The sequence below is a fragment of the Ruegeria atlantica genome, assembly GCF_013032005.1.
GTDB classification, from domain to species: Bacteria; Pseudomonadota; Alphaproteobacteria; order Rhodobacterales; family Rhodobacteraceae; genus Ruegeria; species Ruegeria atlantica_A.
The window spans coordinates 605,156-622,792 of sequence record NZ_WQBE01000001.1 but is presented as its reverse complement, the minus strand read 5'-3'; the positions used below and the strand labels follow the sequence as shown (position 1 = coordinate 622,792).

General features: G+C 56.1%; 18 protein-coding genes. 12 read left to right on the top strand and 6 right to left on the bottom strand.

Annotation, left to right across the window (positions count from 1 at the left end; translation table 11 throughout):
- Positions 1-48: 48 nt before the first annotated feature.
- The 3 genes from alaS to GOX21_RS03065 all read left to right on the top strand — a co-directional run bounded on the left by alaS (position 49) and on the right by GOX21_RS03065 (position 3,991).
- Positions 49-2,721 (top strand): alanine--tRNA ligase, encoded by a 2,673-nt coding sequence (alaS, locus tag GOX21_RS03075; protein WP_170375404.1) that lies wholly within the window; start codon positions 49-51, stop codon positions 2,719-2,721.
- Position 2,722: 1 nt separating this feature from the next.
- Positions 2,723-3,010, top strand: coding sequence for a DUF1330 domain-containing protein (locus tag GOX21_RS03070; protein WP_170375402.1), 288 nt, complete (start codon positions 2,723-2,725; stop codon positions 3,008-3,010).
- Between the two features lie 357 nt (positions 3,011-3,367).
- Positions 3,368-3,991: a transglutaminase-like cysteine peptidase gene (locus GOX21_RS03065; protein ID WP_170348760.1), complete on the top strand. Its 624-nt coding sequence runs from the start codon at positions 3,368-3,370 to the stop codon at positions 3,989-3,991.
- Between the two features lie 136 nt (positions 3,992-4,127).
- Here the strand turns inward: GOX21_RS03065 and GOX21_RS03060 are convergent, their stop codons facing one another.
- Entirely contained in the window at positions 4,128-5,177 is a 1,050-nt protein-coding gene (locus GOX21_RS03060) for a hypothetical protein (protein ID WP_217353356.1), read from the bottom strand.
- Here GOX21_RS03060 and GOX21_RS03050 point away from each other — a divergent pair.
- Positions 5,176-5,322, top strand: a complete 147-nt coding sequence (locus GOX21_RS03050) for a hypothetical protein (protein WP_170375398.1) — start codon at positions 5,176-5,178, stop codon at positions 5,320-5,322. The two genes, GOX21_RS03060 and GOX21_RS03050, sit on opposite strands and share 2 nt — an antisense overlap.
- Before the next feature lie 314 nt (positions 5,323-5,636).
- Here GOX21_RS03050 and typA read toward each other — a convergent pair whose 3' ends face one another.
- The 5 genes from typA to GOX21_RS03025 form a co-directional block, all read right to left on the bottom strand.
- The gene (typA, locus tag GOX21_RS03045; RefSeq protein WP_170375397.1) at positions 5,637-7,454 is read right to left on the bottom strand and encodes a translational GTPase TypA; all 1,818 of its coding nucleotides are present in this window, start codon (positions 7,452-7,454) and stop codon (positions 5,637-5,639) included.
- Positions 7,455-7,530: 76 nt separating this feature from the next.
- Complete coding sequence (locus GOX21_RS03040; RefSeq protein ID WP_367647910.1) at positions 7,531-7,866, bottom strand: DMT family transporter; 336 nt, start codon at positions 7,864-7,866, stop codon at positions 7,531-7,533.
- A 392-nt stretch (positions 7,867-8,258) separates the two neighbouring features.
- A complete protein-coding gene (locus GOX21_RS03035) occupies positions 8,259-9,416 on the bottom strand; it encodes an HD domain-containing protein (RefSeq protein WP_170375393.1) in 1,158 nt (385 codons plus the stop codon).
- A complete protein-coding gene (locus tag GOX21_RS03030) occupies positions 9,413-9,658 on the bottom strand; it encodes a hypothetical protein (RefSeq protein ID WP_170348755.1) in 246 nt (81 codons plus the stop codon). Before GOX21_RS03030 ends, GOX21_RS03035 begins: the two co-directional genes overlap by 4 nt.
- Complete coding sequence (locus GOX21_RS03025; protein WP_170348754.1) at positions 9,658-10,311, bottom strand: alpha/beta hydrolase; 654 nt, start codon at positions 10,309-10,311, stop codon at positions 9,658-9,660. The genes GOX21_RS03030 and GOX21_RS03025 overlap by 1 nt, the downstream gene beginning before the upstream one ends.
- 177 nt (positions 10,312-10,488) lie before the next feature.
- Here GOX21_RS03025 and GOX21_RS03020 point away from each other — a divergent pair, with 177 nt between their 5' ends.
- The 8 genes from GOX21_RS03020 to GOX21_RS02985 are packed head-to-tail and all read left to right on the top strand — an operon-like array spanning position 10,489 to position 17,631.
- Positions 10,489-10,947, top strand: a complete 459-nt coding sequence (locus tag GOX21_RS03020; RefSeq protein WP_170348753.1) for an Rrf2 family transcriptional regulator — start codon at positions 10,489-10,491, stop codon at positions 10,945-10,947.
- 60 nt (positions 10,948-11,007) lie between these two features.
- The gene (locus tag GOX21_RS03015) at positions 11,008-12,051 is read left to right on the top strand and encodes a cysteine desulfurase family protein (RefSeq protein ID WP_170375390.1); all 1,044 of its coding nucleotides are present in this window, start codon (positions 11,008-11,010) and stop codon (positions 12,049-12,051) included.
- Between the two features lie 18 nt (positions 12,052-12,069).
- Positions 12,070-13,590: a Fe-S cluster assembly protein SufB gene (gene sufB / locus GOX21_RS03010; RefSeq protein ID WP_170348751.1), complete on the top strand. Its 1,521-nt coding sequence runs from the start codon at positions 12,070-12,072 to the stop codon at positions 13,588-13,590.
- A gap of 39 nt (positions 13,591-13,629) precedes the next feature.
- Positions 13,630-14,505 carry an FkbM family methyltransferase gene (locus GOX21_RS03005; RefSeq protein WP_170348750.1) on the top strand — a complete coding sequence of 292 codons (876 nt, stop codon included), beginning with the start codon at positions 13,630-13,632 and terminating at the stop codon, positions 14,503-14,505.
- A gap of 39 nt (positions 14,506-14,544) precedes the next feature.
- Entirely contained in the window at positions 14,545-15,300 is a 756-nt protein-coding gene (gene sufC / locus GOX21_RS03000; RefSeq protein ID WP_170348749.1) for a Fe-S cluster assembly ATPase SufC, read from the top strand.
- The gene (gene sufD / locus GOX21_RS02995) at positions 15,300-16,583 is read left to right on the top strand and encodes a Fe-S cluster assembly protein SufD (protein WP_170348748.1); all 1,284 of its coding nucleotides are present in this window, start codon (positions 15,300-15,302) and stop codon (positions 16,581-16,583) included. The genes sufC and sufD overlap by 1 nt, the downstream gene beginning before the upstream one ends.
- Positions 16,583-17,068 carry a YIP1 family protein gene (locus GOX21_RS02990; protein ID WP_170348747.1) on the top strand — a complete coding sequence of 162 codons (486 nt, stop codon included), beginning with the start codon at positions 16,583-16,585 and terminating at the stop codon, positions 17,066-17,068. Before sufD ends, GOX21_RS02990 begins: the two co-directional genes overlap by 1 nt.
- Positions 17,065-17,631 (top strand): Yip1 family protein, encoded by a 567-nt coding sequence (locus GOX21_RS02985; protein WP_170375388.1) that lies wholly within the window; start codon positions 17,065-17,067, stop codon positions 17,629-17,631. Before GOX21_RS02990 ends, GOX21_RS02985 begins: the two co-directional genes overlap by 4 nt.
- The last annotated feature ends 6 nt before the right edge of the window (positions 17,632-17,637 follow it).

Sequence of the window (17,637 nt, the reverse complement as noted above, 5' to 3'; positions counted from 1 at the left end):
GGGATAAACCCGTTTTGACACAATATGATTGCGCGCCGAGAGAGCCTTATGCCCACGCTGAATGATATCCGATCAACCTTTCTGAACTACTTTGACAAACAGGGGCACGAAGTGGTGCCGTCCAGCCCTCTGGTCCCGCGCAACGACCCGACGCTGATGTTCGTGAACTCGGGGATGGTGCAGTTCAAAAACCTGTTTACCGGTGTGGAAACCCGCGACTATCAGCGTGCGACCACCGCTCAGAAATGTGTGCGCGCGGGCGGCAAGCACAACGATCTGGACAATGTGGGCTATACCGCACGGCACCACACGTTCTTTGAAATGTTGGGGAATTTCTCGTTCGGTGATTATTTCAAGCCTGAGGCAATCCCGTTTGCCTGGGAGTTGATCACTAAGGAATTCGGTGTCGACAAGAACCGCCTGCTGACCACTGTCTATCACACCGATGATGAGGCGTTTGAAATCTGGAAGAAGGTTGGTGTGCCAGAAGACCGGATCATCCGTATCGCCACCAATGACAACTTCTGGCAGATGGGCCCCACCGGCCCGTGCGGTCCGTGTACCGAGATTTTCTATGATCATGGCGATCACATATGGGGTGGCCCTCCCGGATCGGCCGAGGAAGACGGCGACCGGTTCATTGAAATCTGGAACATCGTTTTCATGCAGAACGAGCAGTTCGAAGACGGTTCGATGGTCGAACTCGACATGCAGTCGATCGACACCGGCATGGGGCTGGAGCGGATTGGGGCGCTGCTGCAAGGAAGCCATGACAACTATGACACGGACCTGTTCAAAACCCTGATTGAGGCGTCGGCGGACGCCACGGGTGTTGATCCTTATGGTGATCAGAACGTGCATCACCGGGTGATTGCAGATCACCTGCGTTCGACGTCGTTCCTGATCGCAGATGGTGTGATGCCGTCGAATGACGGGCGAGGCTACGTTCTGCGGCGGATCATGCGCCGCGCCATGCGTCACGCGCATTTGCTGGGCGCGAAAGACCCGGTCATGCACCGGTTGGTGCCCGCGCTGGTGCAACTGATGGGCGCGCAATATACCGAGCTTGGTCAGGCGCAAGCCCTGATCGAAGAGACGCTGCTGCTGGAAGAAACCCGCTTTAAACAGACGCTGGATCGCGGTCTGAAGCTGTTGGATGATGAGATCTCTATCCTGCCTGAAGGCAGTGCATTGTCTGGTGAAGCGGCGTTCAAGCTGTATGACACTTACGGTTTCCCACTGGATTTAACGCAAGATGCATTGCGTGAAAAAGGCCGGACTGTGGATACGGACGGGTTCGATGCGGCCATGGCCGAGCAAAAAGCCAAGGCCCGCGCCGCTTGGGCCGGGTCCGGTGAGTCAGCGGATCAGGCTGTTTGGTTTGATGTGCTGGATGCAGCGGGCGCCACCGATTTTCTGGGTTACGACACCGAAAAAGCCGAAGGGCAGGTGGCAGCTCTGGTGGTTGATGGCGCTTTGGTTGACAAGATTGAAAAGGGCGGCTCGGGATGGGTTGTCGTGAACCAGACGCCATTCTATGGCGAAGCTGGTGGTCAGGTTGGTGACACCGGGGAAATTCGGCGTCTTGAGAACCTGCAAGACGTGGGGCAGGTCGAAGACACGCGCAAGTTTGCAGAAGGTAAGGTTTATGCGCATCGGGTCACGGTAAGTCAGGGTACTTTGTCGAAGGGCGATGCTGTTGAGCTTGAGGTTGATCATGCCCGTCGAACAGCGATCCGGGCCAACCATTCGGCCACGCACTTGCTGCACGAGGCGCTCCGTGAAACGCTGGGTGATCACGTGGCACAGCGCGGTTCGCTGAATGCATCAGATCGGCTGCGTTTCGATTTCAGCCATTCCAAAGCGCTTAGCCCTGATGAGATTCAAAAGATTGAACGTGAAGTGAATGAATTCATTCGCCAGAACTCGACCGTTGAAACGCGAATCATGACGCCCGACGATGCGCGCGAACTGGGTGCGCAGGCGTTGTTTGGTGAGAAGTACGGTGACGAAGTCCGGGTTGTGTCGATGGGTAAAGCTCAGACAGGCAAGGGTCATGACGGTGATACATGGTCTATCGAACTGTGTGGCGGCACGCATGTGCGTCAGACCGGTGATATCGGCACGTTTGTTGTACTGGGTGACAGTGCCAGCAGTGCCGGTGTGCGCCGGATCGAGGCGCTGACCGGGGATGAGGCATTCCGGCATCTGTCCGCGCAAGATCAGCGGCTGGGTAAGATCGCTTCGGAATTGAAAGCGCAGCCGGATGATGTGGTCACCCGTGTCAAGTCTCTGCTGGATGAGCGCAAAGCCTTGCAAAACGAGGTTGCTCAGTTGCGCCGTGATCTGGCGATGGCCGGTGGTGCAGGGCAGGGCGGCGGAGCCGAGACGCGCGAAGTGAACGGTGTGCCTTTCCTGGCGCAGGCGCTGAGCGGAGTTTCCGGCAAGGATCTACCTGCATTGATTGACGAACACAAAAGCCGTCTGGGCTCGGGCGCGGTGCTGTTGATTGCGGATGCCGGTGGCAAGGCTGCCGTGGCTGCTGGTGTAACATCGGACCTGACCGACAAGGTTTCAGCCGTTGATTTGGTACGGGCTGCAGTGGTCGAACTGGGTGGCAAGGGTGGCGGCGGACGCCCGGACATGGCGCAGGGCGGTGGCCGGGATGCGTCAAATTCAGAAGCGGCAATCAAAGCCGCAGAACAAGTTTTGGGAGGATAAAATGCCGGCACTTTGGATTGCCCACGTGACCGTGACAGACAACGAGGCCTATGGCAAATATGCTGAACTGGCAGGGCCAGCGATTGCCAAGCACGGTGGCACGTTTATTGCCCGCGCAGCGCGGTTTGTTCAGCTTGAAGGGAAAGAGCGTCCGCGCAATGTCGTTGCCCGATTCCCCTCGGTCGAGGCCGCTGTCGATTGCTACAATTCTCCAGAATATCAGCAGGCGCTGGACCACGCGCGCGGGGCCAGTGAGCGGGAACTGATGGTTGTCGAGACCACTGAATAAAACTCGACCGCCAAAGATTGGCCAACTTCTGGTTGTGTAAGCGGAATTTAGCCAATGGATAAGCCAGGCAACTTGATGAGTCGTCTGGCTTTTTTGACATCGCAATATTTCTATATATTACAGTTATTTGCCTTCAATAACTTGCGCTAAGTTAACCTAACGTAACTTTTGGATTGTGGCCGAGCCCTCACAATTCTTGCCTGAAATGGTCAAAATGCGGAACGAATTTCCGCCTCTTTTTCCTTGCAACTTCACCTCAGATTGCGCAAACGGCCCCGTCTACTGATAGTTAAGCTAAACGATCTACGGTCCTGTTTGTCCGCAATTGCGAGGATGAATAATGGTCGAGGAACAGGCATGAAGCTGTTGAGCAATGAACTCAGAGATGTATCTGCACGGTTGATCTCATCAATTGGTCGACTGGTTGCTGTATCCGCATTGGCGTTAGGAACTTTGGGTGTTGGCACCGATGCACAAGCAACCGAGGGACGCTTTATCCAGATTGCAGCCGTGTCGCCGCCGCCGTCAGGCGCTCGGCAATTGTGCCGTCAATACAGATGGGCGTGTTCGACCAAAGCAACTGTATCCATGTCGAGCCAGAAAGAGATGCAGATTATTCAGCACGTAAATCGTCAAGTGAATGCGACGACACGCGCGGTAACAGATCGGTCGCAATATCGGACCGCGGAAAGATGGGCCTTGCCGACCTCTCGTGGTGGAGATTGCGAAGATTTTGCGCTGCTTAAGAAACGCGATTTAATTCGGGCCGGGGTTGATCCCAGTAAATTGCTGATCGCGACTGTGTTAGATGCAAAGCGCAATTCACATGCCGTGCTTGTCTATCGCTCGGCAGCCGGGGATTTGGTTTTGGATAACCTAACCAATCAGATCAAACCGTGGGCCGCCACGCAATATCTGTTCCTTCGCATGCAAAACCCCAGGAAACCCAGCGGTTGGGTCGGCGTTTACGGTCGTAGCTGAGACTTTTTCCATTCCCCCTCAGGCTTGAGGGAAAAAAGGGCGGCCCGGAGGTCGCCCTTTGTGCATTCCATAGGTTTTAGCTTGGTCTGACTATTCAATCCGAATCTAAGGACGCAAGTCAGATGCAGCTGTTCGGTTAAAACGTTCCACCACTGCCGGGGCCGCCAGCGTTTCCACCAGAAGCGCCGCCTGTGCTGCCGCCATTACCGTTGCCGCCGCCGCCGCCACCTTGTCCGTTGTTGCTGCCGCCATTGCCGGTGCCCGGTCCTGAGCCACCGTTGTTGCCGCCGCCATTACCGCTGTTTCCGGCGTTCCCGTTCCCATTGCCCGGGCCACCGTTATTGCCGCCGTTTCCGTTACCGCCATCGGTGCCGCCGCCATTGCTGCCGCCGTTCCCGGAACCGCCACCGCCATTGCCGCTACCGCCGCCTTGGCCATTATTGCTGCCGCCATTACCGGTGCCCGGTCCTGAACCACCGTTGTTGCCGCCGCCATTACCGCTGTTTCCGGCGTTCCCGTTCCCATTGCCCGGGCCACCATTATTGCCGCCGTTGCCACTGCCGCCATCGGTGCCGCCGCCATTGCTGCCGCCGTTCCCGGAACCGCCACCGCCATTGCCGCTACCGCCGCCTTGGCCATTATTGCTGCCGCCATTGCCGGTGCCCGGTCCTGAGCCACCGTTGTTGCCGCCGCCATTACCGCTGTTTCCGGCGTTCCCGTTTCCATTGCCCGGGCCACCGTTATTGCCGCCGTTGCCGTTGCCGGAATTGCCACCGCCGCCATTGTTGCCGCCGTTGCCGTTGCCGGAATTGCCACCGCCGCCATTGTTGCCGCCGTTGCCGTTGCCGGAATTGCCACCGCCGCCATTGTTGCCGCCGCCGCCGTTATTGCCGCCGCCGCCACCGCCGCCGCCGCCGTTATTGCCGCCGCCGCCACCGCCGCCGCCGCCGTTATTGCCGCCACCACCGCCGCCGCCGCCATTGTTGCCGCCGCCGTCGTCACTGCTGCCGCCGCCGTTATCACCGTTGCCTGAAGCGCCAAAGGTGTCGCTGTCACTATCGCGATCAGATGCAGCCGTGGACGCCGTTGGCAAATCAGTCAGGACAGCCGCAAAAGCCGGACAACTATCAAGTGTACGGGCCAGAATGTCCTCGAAATCAGCTCGGCGTTGGATATAGCGCAACATGCGCGTATCGACGACTGAGCAGCCGCACAACGTTTCTGTCGATACCGATTGTCGGGCTGTTTTGATGTTGCATCTTTCCGCCTGCGCCGCGCTGGCGGTGATGAATGGTAATGTTGCTGAGACAAATACAAAAGATAATAAATGAGTTTTCACGCGCATGGCGTAGCTCCTTCAGAACTCGTTACTAACACTATCGCACGACAATTCGTGCTTGACGTTTTGACACAATAATTGTGCCACACTTCAACCACAATTACACCTATTTTAGGTCACATTTGCAAGAGGGGCATACTTTGAATTTTTGTTGGTAAAAAATTCTGCACACATAAAATACATTGAAAACAAAGAGAAAGCCCACCGAAACGGCGGGCTTTTCATGTGTTATTATACCAAGATGGCGTGTAAATTCATCCAATGTGTGACATTGTTGCCATCTTGGAAACTAAACCTATGGGTGACTCAGGCAGATTTTGCCATACGCTTGCGTTCATGCGGGTCCAGAAAGCGTTTGCGTAGACGAACAGCGTTTGGGGTGACCTCAACCAATTCATCATCATCGATATAAGCAATCGCCTCTTCCAGCGAGAACTGAACGTGGGGCGTAAGCCGTACGGCATCGTCAGATCCGCTTGCGCGAACGTTGGTCAGCTTTTTACCCTTGAGAGGGTTTACTTCCAGATCATTGTCGCGCGAATGCTCACCGATAACCATGCCCTGGTAAACGTCGGTTTGTGGGGCAACGAACATGCGGCCACGCTCTTCCAAGTTCCACAGGGCATAAGCCACGGCCTGACCCTTCTCCATCGAGATCAGAACGCCTGCGCGACGGCCCGGGATCGGGCCCTTGTGCGCGGCCCAGCCGTGGAACACGCGGTTCAGAACGCCGGTGCCACGTGTGTCTGTCAGGAACTCGCCATGATACCCGATCAACCCGCGTGAAGGGACGTGTGCGATGATCCGGGTTTTGCCTGCACCGGCGGGGCGCATTTCGGCCAGTTCACCTTTGCGCGCGCCGGTGATCTTTTCGATCACCGAGCCCGAGAATTCATCATCCACGTCAATGGTGACTTCTTCGATGGGTTCCAGACGCTGGCCGTCTTCCTCACGGAACAGAACCTGCGGGCGCGAAATGCTGAGTTCGAACCCTTCGCGGCGCATATTCTCGATCAGAACGCCCATTTGCAATTCGCCACGACCCGCGACCTCAAACGCCTCGCCCCCGGGGGTATCGGTGATGCGGATGGCGACGTTGGATTCGGCCTCTTTCATCAGTCGGTCACGAATGACGCGGGATTGGACCTTTTTGCCGTCACGACCTGCCAGAGGGGAATCGTTGATGCCAAAGGTCACAGTGATGGTCGGTGGATCGATGGGCTGGGCCGGCAGAGCCTCTTCGACCTGCGGGGATACCAACGAATCCGCAACAGTGGCTTTGCTCATCCCTGCGATGGTGACGATGTCCCCAGCTTCGGCCACGTCGATGGGTTGCTGCGCGAGGCCACGAAACGCCAGAATTTTCGACGCGCGGAAGTTCTCGATCAGGGTGCCATCGCGGGACAGCGCCTTGAGGCTGTCGCCCGCCTTCAGCGTGCCGCTTTCCACGCGGCCAGTCAGGATACGGCCAATGAACGGATCGCTGCCCAGCGTGGTCGCCAGCATGCGGAACGGTTCGTCCTTGCGTTCGGCCTGTTGCGGGGCAGGGACGTGATCAACGATCAGGTCGAACAGCGCGGTCAGGTCCTTGCGCGGTCCGTCCAGTTCCATATCTGCCCAGCCCGAACGGCCCGATGCGTACATTGCCGGGAAGTCCAGTTGGTCATCATCAGCGCCAAGGTTGGCGAACAGGTCGAAACATTCGTCCAGCGCGCGGTCGGGTTCGGCGTCGGGCTTGTCGACCTTGTTCAAAACGACGATCGGGCGCAGTCCCAGCGCAAGCGCCTTGGAGGTCACAAACTTGGTCTGTGGCATCGGGCCTTCGGCGGCATCGACCAGCAATACAACGCCGTCGACCATGCTGAGAATCCGCTCAACCTCGCCACCAAAATCTGCGTGGCCGGGGGTGTCGACGATGTTGATGCGCGTACCCTTCCACTCGACCGAGGTGGCTTTGGCCAGGATGGTGATGCCACGCTCGCGTTCAAGATCGTTGCTGTCCATGGCGCGTTCAGCCACAGCTTGGTTTTCCCGGAACGCGCCGGATTGTTTGAGCAGCTCATCCACCAGGGTCGTCTTGCCGTGGTCCACGTGAGCGATGATTGCGATATTGCGCAGGTCCATGAGAGGTCAGCCTTTGAACGGGAAGTTGCCGCGCGCATAGCGTGGTTTGACCAAATAGACCAGCCCTAACCGGCGATCAGTGACCGGCCGTCTTGGAAAACAGGTGAATGATCAGGATTCCGGCCAAAATCATGATCAATCCAATGACGGCGGGCCAGTCCAGCCTTTGCCCGAAAACAATGAAGCCAATGATCGCGATCAGAAAGATGCCAAGCCCGGACCATATCGCATAAACAATTCCGACCGGCATGAATCTTAGCGTCAGGCCCAGCAGGTAAAAAGCAATGCCATAACTGACAACCACCAGAACGGAGGGCCAGAAACGACTGAACTGTTGGCTGGCTTGCAGGGATGTTGTGCCGATGGTCTCTGCGATGACCGCCAGCAACAAGATCAGATAGGCTTTGGGCACGGTAGGTATCTCGACAAATGTTTTGCGAGGTTGAGCATGAAAACGGCAAAGCGAGCAAGCAAAATTTCGGAATCTCGACATGCGCAATGACGCTAAGGCAAAAACACTAGCCATTTGGGAAGTATGGATAACCTGACTATTTTTTGACCCTAGGTTATGTTAAAAACGCGTTGTTTTTTAATGATTTTTGTTTTCCGGGTTACATCGCATGACGAAATTTGCAGGAATAATAGTTTTTGTTTCGGCTTTGATCGTGGCGCTTGGGTGGCTTGCTGGCGGGGGGTCCGTCGACAAAAACGCGGCCAAGTTTGTTGAACGGTTAGATAGTTTTCAGGTTTGAGCGCCTGCCGAAACAAGGGAAAAAGAGGCCTTTGCGCCTCTTTTTTCTTTTCCTACATGGTTGCCGTGGCAGCGAAATAGGCATCTAGCTGGGGTTGCAACCACGCCCATAAGTCGGGTGCGCCGCGTTTGACCGGAGTGCCGACACGGGTTTCGATCTGCGCATAACTGACATCATAATCCACCCATGATCCGCCGCCCGTTGCCAGGTTTCCGACTGGTGCCTGAAAACGGTCGACTGCCTTGGCAAAGCGGGCATCGGGACTGTCGGCTGCTTCGAACTCATGCCACAGAGACAGAAAGGTCGCCTTTTGATTATCCGGTAGCATCCCGAACAGGCGCTCTGCTGCGGCTTGTTCTTCAGCTTCTTGGGCCGCGTGGTCGACATGACCATGAATGGGGTTATCCCCGGCGTCGATCTCAACAACATCATGCAGCAGAAGCATTTGTAAAACGCGGTCAATGGACACATCGGGTGCTGCGTATTCGGACAGAATCCAAGCGTACAGCATGATGTGCCATGAATGCTCGGCCGAATTCTCGAACCGCTCACCGCTGAGCAAGCGCGAAGCCCGGTAGACGGATTTCAGTTGGTCGCTTTCGGCAAGAAATCCAAGGCGAGCTGAGAATGAAGTCTGTGCAGGGGTGTCTCCGATCAGCAGGCTTTGCGCTGCGGTATAGGCGTCTGGAAATTCGGTCTTCAGATAAGCGGCCCGCCCGCCGTTCAGATTGTCCTGAACAATAGCTTTGTGATCCGCCCTCGGGGCTGCGGCGCAGAGGACCTGAAACATCGGCTGGCAGCGATCAAGGGATTTCGCGAATCTGGCGTCTTGGGTCTGATCGGCTTCGAACTCTTGCCACAGGTTCAGACAAGCCTCGGCCTGATCTTCGGGCAAAAGATCGAACAATTCTGACGCGGCGGCTTGCTCGGCCCGTTCGACCGCTTGCCAATCGGTTTGCAGATGGATCGGATGATCGCCGACAATGATTTCGACCAAATCATGCAGCAACAGCATGCGGATGACCCGATCAATGCTGACACCTTCATCAGCCAAGGGTTGCATAACCAGCGCCCAAAGCGCGAGTTGCCAGCTGTGTTCTGCCGCGTTTTCAGCGCGGGATTGATCCAGAAGAAAATTCGCGCGATCGACCGATTTCAGCCTGTCCACGCGTTTGAGAAATTCGATTTGCGCGGACAGTCTGTTTGTCATTGTTTTTCGATCGCTTTCAATTTGGAGCGGTGATCCGAGAGCCTCTGGATCACGAACTTGCGGGCTTTGCGCTCGGCCAACCGCACGCGAATTTCGGTCAGGAAGGCTTCTTCCAAAGTCTGCGAGGACGCACCCAGATGTTCGCCCACTTCGACAAAGAAACGGTCGTCGCCGGTTTCATCCATCACTTTCATTGTGTCCTCGGCCAGCTTGGCGGCCAGGGTGGTGATGGTGTCAGACATCAGCGTGTGTTCTCGGTCAGGCGGCGTTTCACATAGTCGCTGACATCGGTCATCAGAGTATCCATGTGACGATCCTGGAAGAAGTGATCGGCGCCATCAACCTCGTTATGGGTGATGGTGATTCCCTTTTGTTCGTGCAGCTTGTTCACCAGCGAGGTTGTGTCCGCAGGTGGTGCCACGCGGTCGGCTGATCCGTTGATGATCAGGCCCGAGGACGGGCAGGGTGCCAGGAACGAAAAGTCGTACATATTTGCAGGGGGTGACACGCTGATAAAGCCGGTGATTTCCGGGCGCCGCATCAACAACTGCATTCCGATCCATGCACCAAACGAGAAACCCGCGACCCAGCAGTGTTTCGAGTTGTTGTTCATTGACTGCAGGTAATCCAGCGCCGAGGCTGCGTCGCTCAACTCACCAACACCCTGGTCGTATTCACCCTGGCTGCGACCCACGCCACGGAAATTGAACCGCAAAACGGTAAAGCCCATGTTGTAGAATGCGTAATGCAGGTTGTAGACCACCTTGTTGTTCATGGTCCCGCCAAATTGAGGATGCGGATGAAGCACGATGGCGATCGGTGCGTCTTTTTCCTTTTGCGGGTGGTAGCGGCCTTCCAGGCGGCCTTCGGGTCCGGGAAAAATCACCTCGGGCATGTGTGCTTTGGTCCTGTCTTTTTCTTCTTGGTGCCGGGATATACTTGACGGTTATCGTCGGGCACCTTAGAACGGTTCTAATAATTTTGCATTGCGCAATGCGCTGCCCGTCGGAGATACGCACTGGCAGCGGCGGCGTCAATGTTTTCGCGCGTTATCGACCAAAAGGGGACGAGAATGAAGCTTTCGACCAAGGGTCGCTACGCGATGGTAGCTATGGCCGATATCGCCCTGCAACCGACAGATACGCTTGTAACGCTGAGTGAGATTTCTGAGCGGCAGGACATCTCACTGCCTTATCTTGAGCAATTGTTCGTGAAACTACGCCGAGCCGATCTGGTCTCATCGGTTCGCGGACCGGGTGGTGGGTATCGGTTGTCGCGGTCGCCTTCGGAAATTCGCGTGGTCGAGATTCTGTCGGCGGTCGACGAAACAGTGGATGCGCTGCAAAAAGGCGCAGGGGCGTCGGGTGCGTCATCAGGAAGCCGGGCGCAATCGCTAAGCAACCGCTTGTGGGAAGGGCTAAGCGCCCATGTTTATGTTTTTCTGCATCAAACCCGACTGTCGGACGTAATCAGGAACGATTTGGCCCCGTGTCCCGCGGTTCCTAGCCTGTTTGCAGTGGTGGACGAGTGAGATTATGCACTTGGTCTATGAAAACGCGATACCAATTCGCATTCGTGAAAAGGTGACTCCATGAGTCGTGTTTACCTGGATCATAATGCCACGACTCCTTTGCGCCCCGAGGCCAGAGAGGCGATGATCGCGGCGATGGAGGTTTGCGGCAACCCGTCTTCGGTGCATGCCGAGGGACGTGCCGCCAAGGCCTTGATCGAGAAGGCGAGGGCGCAAATCGCGGCGGCCTTTGGTGCGGATGGGGCGGATATCGTATTCACGTCGGGTTCCACCGAGGGGGCGGCGCTGACCTTACGCGGGCGTGGCCTGCATGGATCTGCTGTTGAGCATGACGCGGTAAGATCCTGGATTACAGAAGACTTGCCAGCGGACGCCTCGGGCCGCGTTCAAGTCTCCGATCCTGCTCAATCGACCTTGCAGCTGGCGAATTCGGAAACCGGTATCGTGCAGGCTTTGCCTGCGGGGCTTGCTGTAACCGATGCGACGCAAGCTTTTGGAAAACTACCGGTGGCCTTCAACTGGCTGGGTGCCCAAATGGCGCTGATCTCAGCGCATAAATTGGGTGGCCCCAAGGGTGTTGGTGCTGTTGTGATGAAACGCGGCACGGATTTGCCTGCCCAAATCCAAGGCGGTGGTCAGGAAATGGGGCGCCGGTCGGGTACCGAAAATGTCATTGGAATCGCGGGCTTCGGGGCCGCAGCAGAAGCCGCTGCACGGGATCTTTCCAATGGGGTTTGGGACCAGGTCAAAGAAATTAGAAATATTCTAGAAAATGCCCTTGAGGCCGGTTCTAAATTGACTATTTTTGTCGGAAAGGATCAGGATCGCCTGCCTAACACATTGTGTTTTGCCACCCCGGGATGGAAAGGCGAAACGCAGGTCATGCAAATGGACCTGGCGGGGTTTGCCATCAGCGCGGGTTCTGCCTGTTCCAGTGGCAAGGTGCGCGCCAGCGCGGTCCTCACGGCAATGGGGTATGATGAGGTCACGGCAGCCAGCGCAATACGCGTTTCGCTGGGACCTTTTACGACGAAAGAAGATGTGCTGCGTTTCGCTGAAACGTGGCTGGAAAAAGAGAAAAAGCATCGCGCGCGTGCCGCGTGATCTGACGGAGTGAAGGAAATGGCCGCTTTGGACCAGACCCAGGTAAAAGAAGGTGTCGATCAGGAAACCGTGGACGCGGTGCGCGAGGCTGGCACTTATAAATACGGCTGGGATACCGATATCGAAATGGAGTACGCGCCCAAAGGTGTGAACCCGGATATCGTTCGACTGATCTCTGACAAAAACGAAGAACCCGAATGGATGACCGAATGGCGTCTGTCGGCCTTTGAACGCTGGACCAAGATGGAAGAGCCGACCTGGGCGATGGTACATTACCCGCCGATCGACTTTCAGGACCAGTATTACTATGCCCGTCCCAAGTCGATGGAAGAAAAGCCAAAATCGCTGGACGAGGTCGACCCCAAACTGCTGGCCACCTATGAAAAGCTGGGCATTCCGCTGAAAGAACAGATGATTTTGGCCGGCGTCGAAGGCGCCGAGAATGCGCCCGCCGAGGGCCGTAAGGTCGCTGTGGACGCGGTATTTGACTCGGTCTCTGTTGGTACGACCTTCAAGGATGAGCTTGCCAAAGCTGGTGTGATCTTCTGCTCGATCTCTGAGGCGATCAAGGAACACCCTGAACTGGTTAAGAAGTACTTGGGCACTGTGGTTCCGGTATCCGACAACTTCTATGCCACGCTGAACTCGGCCGTATTCTCGGACGGATCGTTCGTTTACATCCCACCGGGTGTTCGCTGCCCGATGGAGCTGAGCACCTATTTCCGCATCAACGCCGAAAACACTGGTCAGTTCGAACGCACGCTGATCATCGCCGATAAGGGATCATATGTGTCCTATTTGGAAGGCTGCACCGCGCCGCAACGTGATACCGCGCAGTTGCATGCCGCTGTGGTTGAGATCATCGTCGAAGAAGATGCTGAAGTTAAATACTCGACCGTTCAGAACTGGTTCCCCGGTGATGAAAACGGCAAGGGCGGTATCTATAACTTTGTGACCAAGCGGGCGGATTGCCGGGGCGACCGGTCCAAGGTGATGTGGACGCAGGTCGAAACCGGCTCGGCCGTGACCTGGAAATACCCGTCCTGCATCCTGCGTGGCAATGAAAGCCAAGGTGAGTTCTATTCGATCGCGATTGCCAACAATTATCAGCAGGCCGATACCGGCACCAAGATGATTCACTTGGGCAAGAACACAAAGTCGCGCATCGTGTCCAAGGGCATCAGCGCGGGCAAGGCGCAGAACACCTATCGCGGGCTGGTTTCGATGCACCCCAAGGCGAAGGACAGCCGGAACTATACGCAGTGTGACAGCCTGCTGATCGGTGACAAATGCGGCGCACATACGGTTCCGTATATCGAGGTCAAGAACAACTCGAGCCGTGTGGAACACGAAGCGACGACATCCAAAGTGGACGACGATCAGCTGTTCTACTGCCGCCAGCGCGGTATGGACGAGGAAGAAGCCGTGGCCTTGGTCGTCAACGGGTTCTGCAAGGACGTGCTGCAGGCATTGCCGATGGAGTTTGCTATGGAGGCGCAGCAGCTTGTTGCAATCTCGCTGGAAGGCTCGGTTGGGTAGAAGCAATCTGGAAAAGGCTTCCTCTGGGACGACTGTGAAATGCCAAAATTTTTTGACATCAACAGGTTGCACCACCTGATCGATCTTCTCGGTCCGGCAAGATTAACGCGCGTCGTGGATATCGGAGCCAATCCACTAGATGAATCACCCTACTACAAACTCAGGGATGCGAAGCTGTGTGAAGTGTGGGGTTTTGAACCTCAACCAGAGGCATATGCCCAATTGGTTGAGTCAGCAGGATCGCAGGAACACTATCTACCGTATGCTGTGGGGTGCGGAGGTGAACAAACGCTCAACGTCTACAGGAGCAGTGGTTTTACGTCTTTTTACGAGCCAAATCCGGATTGGTTGGCAACTCTAGGGAAGTGGGACAAACAACTCACGCTTAAAGAAAAGTTGGATGTTGTCGGACATCGTCTGGACGATATTGAAGGCTTGCCCGAGTTTGATTTGCTCAAAATCGACGTTCAGGGTGCCGAGACCCAGATTTTTGAAGAAGGTGGCAAAAAGCTGAGCGAGGCATGCGCGGTTATTTCTGAAGTGGCTGCGATTCCCATCTACCAGGACCAACCACTGTTGAATGCTCAGATGACTGTTTTGGAAAGATACGGATACTCTCTTCACAAGTTTCTCTTCTTCAAACCGAGAGCGTTGCATGGAAGCAAGTTGTCCAAACGCCTGCGCCCAAGGTTTCACGCCAACCAGTTGACCGATGGGGACGCAGTGTTTCTGCGAAACTTGTTGAACTTGGATAAAGTGGAAAGCGAAAAACTAAAGCACCTCGCCATTCTGGCCGACTCGGTATTCGAAAGCTTCGATGTCGCGGCTCTTTCTCTGACAGAACTATTGAAACGTGGAGAAATTTCTGAGGAATCCGCGAATAGTTATGTTGACCAATTGCACAAAACAACCTGAAACGATACGCGCTCCCTGACTGGGGCAGAAAGAGAAAACATGCTGGAAATCAAAAACCTGCACGTACAGCTTGAAGACGAAGATAAGCAAATCCTCAAGGGTGTGGACCTGACGGTCGAGCCTGGCAAGGTACACGCGATCATGGGACCGAATGGCTCGGGCAAATCGACGCTCAGCTATGTGCTTTCGGGACGTGACGGCTATGAAGTCACCGAAGGTACGGCGACGTTGGAAGGCGAAGACCTGCTGGACATGGAGCCAGAAGAGCGTGCTGCCGCTGGCGTCTTTCTTGCGTTCCAGTATCCGGTCGAAATTCCCGGCGTTGGCAACATGACTTTCCTGCGCACGGCGGTAAACGCTCAGCGGAAAGCGCGCGGAGAAGAGGAGCTGTCAGCGGCAGACTTCCTGAAAGAAGTGCGCGCCAAGGCCAAGACGCTGAAAATCGACGCCGATATGCTCAAGCGTCCGGTCAATGTTGGTTTCTCGGGCGGTGAGAAAAAGCGCAACGAGATCCTGCAGATGGCTATGCTGGAACCCAAGATGTGCATCATGGACGAAACCGACTCGGGTCTCGACGTGGATGCGATGAAGCTGGTGTCCGAAGGCGTGAACGCGCTGCGCAACGAAGGTCGCAGCTTTTTGGTCATCACCCACTATCAGCGGCTGCTGGATCACATCAAACCGGACGTCGTACACATCATGGCTGACGGTCGTATCGTGAAGACCGGCGGACCCGAGCTGGCGTTGGAAGTTGAACATAACGGCTATGCCGACATTCTGGCCGAGGTGAACTGATGGCTTTGCCACAAGAGAAACTGACCGCAACCGAGGAGCGGCTGGCATCCCTGGCCATGCCCGAGATGTGCGGATGCACCCGTGCCGCACGCGAGGATGCGCTTGCGCGTGTGCAAGAGATGGGCCTGCCTGGCCGTCGCGATGAGTACTGGAAGTACACACGTCCTGATACGCTGATCTCGGCTCAAGCACCGCGCGCCGAGGTTTTCGATGCGGGCGAGCCCATGATTTTCGAAGACATGGACAATCTGAAAATTGTCTTCGTCGACGGAGTATTCAGCCCCGAGGAATCCGATGATCTGACACTTGAGGGGGTGATGATCGACCGGATCGAGGATATCTGCGGCAAGGATATTCACTGGGCCAAAGAGCTGTATGGCGCGTTAGAGAGCCGTGGCCAGACCCCAGTGCCGCGTCCGCTGGCTGCGCTGAACACAGCCTTTGCCAAAGATGGTGTTGCCATCCATGTGACAGGCAAACCGTCCAAGCCGATCTGCCTGATGTATCGTCACGCCTCGGAAACATCGGACGCGATGCTGCATCACGTGATCCGTGTCGAACCAGATGCCGAAGTCACCGTGCTTGAGGTTGGTCCGGCCGCGTCGCGCTTTAACAAGGTGATGGAGATCGACATCGCCGACAATGGGACGCTGCATCATGTGCGCGCGCAAGGTCGCGATCATGAACGTCGGGCAATGACTCATATGTTCGCCCGTCTGGGAACGGAATCGACCTATAAGTCATTTACCCTGACCGCAAACGGCGTTCTGACCCGCAATGAGCAGGTCGTGGAACTGACCGGAGATGATGCGGTTGCCCATGTGGCAGGTGCATGTGTCGGAGACGGTGATTTTCACCATGACGACACAGTGTTTATCACCCATGACGCGGTGAACTGCGAAAGCCGCCAGGTGTTCAAGAAGGTTCTGCGCAACGGTGCGACCGGCGTCTTCCAGGGTAAGATCCTCGTGAAAGAAGGCGCGCAGAAGACAGATGGCTATCAGATCAGCCAGTCGCTTCTGTTGGACGACGACAGCCAGTTCCTCGCCAAGCCCGAGCTTGAGATCTATGCCGATGATGTGGCCTGTTCACACGGCTCGACCTCGGGCGCGATTGACGAGACGGCTCTGTTCTACCTGCGATCACGCGGCGTTCCGGTCAAAGACGCAACCAACATGCTGACACTGGCCTTTCTGGCCGAAGCGGTGGACGAGATCGAAGACAGCGAAGTTGCTGAAAAGATCGTGAACCGTTTGGAAGATTGGCTGGCGCGCCGCAGCTGATGCCAGTCACATCGGATATCGTGGCCACGTACCGGGGGCCGGGGCGCGTCGTGCGTCGGCTTCTGGATTTGGGGCAGCGGGAAGACAGGGCCTTGGTCTTTGTCATGGGGTTTTGCGTGGTGGCTTTCATCGCACAGCTTCCCGGCCTCGCGCGGCGGGCGCATTTGGAAGGGCTTGAGCTGAACGCGCTGATGGCCGCGGCTTTGCTAGGCACTGTTTTCATACTGCCGTTGCTGTTTTACCTTCTGGCGTTCGTATCCTACGGGGCCGCTCGTTTGGTTGGCGGTCGCGGCACGGCTTACGGTGCCCGTCTGGCTTTGTTTTGGGCTTTACTGTCGTCGACACCATTGGTGTTGTTGAACGGTCTGGTGGCGGGTCTCATCGGGCCAGGACCTGCGTTAACCCTGGTAGGGGCAGCCTGGTTTGGCGTGTTTATCTGGTTCTGGCTGGCGGGCCTGAGACAAACACAAAGGCAGGCGGAATGAATTTCTCGACCCTAGGTAACATTGCGGTCCTGACGCTGGTCAACCCGGCTGAAGCGGCCCGGCACCTATTATCCTTTCGCGTCGGGCGCGAAGTTCTGTGGCTGGCCTTCTGTCTGGCCGTCGTTTTGAATGGGCTGGTGCAGTTTGGGATCGAATATCTGGTTCCTTCGCCGGAAGGCCTGAATGTTCCTGCACCCGAACCGATTTTCATGAGCCTTATCCGCTCGGCAGCCCTAATGATGTTCAGCATTGCGGCGTTCCTGTTCGTCGGGCGTTTGCTGGGCGGGCGCGCGTCATTCGACGAGATCATGACGCTGACGGTCTGGTTGCAGTTCCTGCAAAGCGCGGCGATGTTCGTAACGCTTGTGCTGGCAATTTTCGTTCCGGTTTTGATGGTGCTGTTTTTGTTTGCCACAGCGCTGGTGAGCCTTTACGTCACGCTGCATTTCCTCAATGAAGCGCATAAGTTTGGAACGCTTTGGAAATCCTTTGGGGTCATAGTGTTGTCTGCGTTGATCGCAGCCCCCTTTGTCCTCGCTCTAACACCCAGCGGCCCGGTATAGGGATAT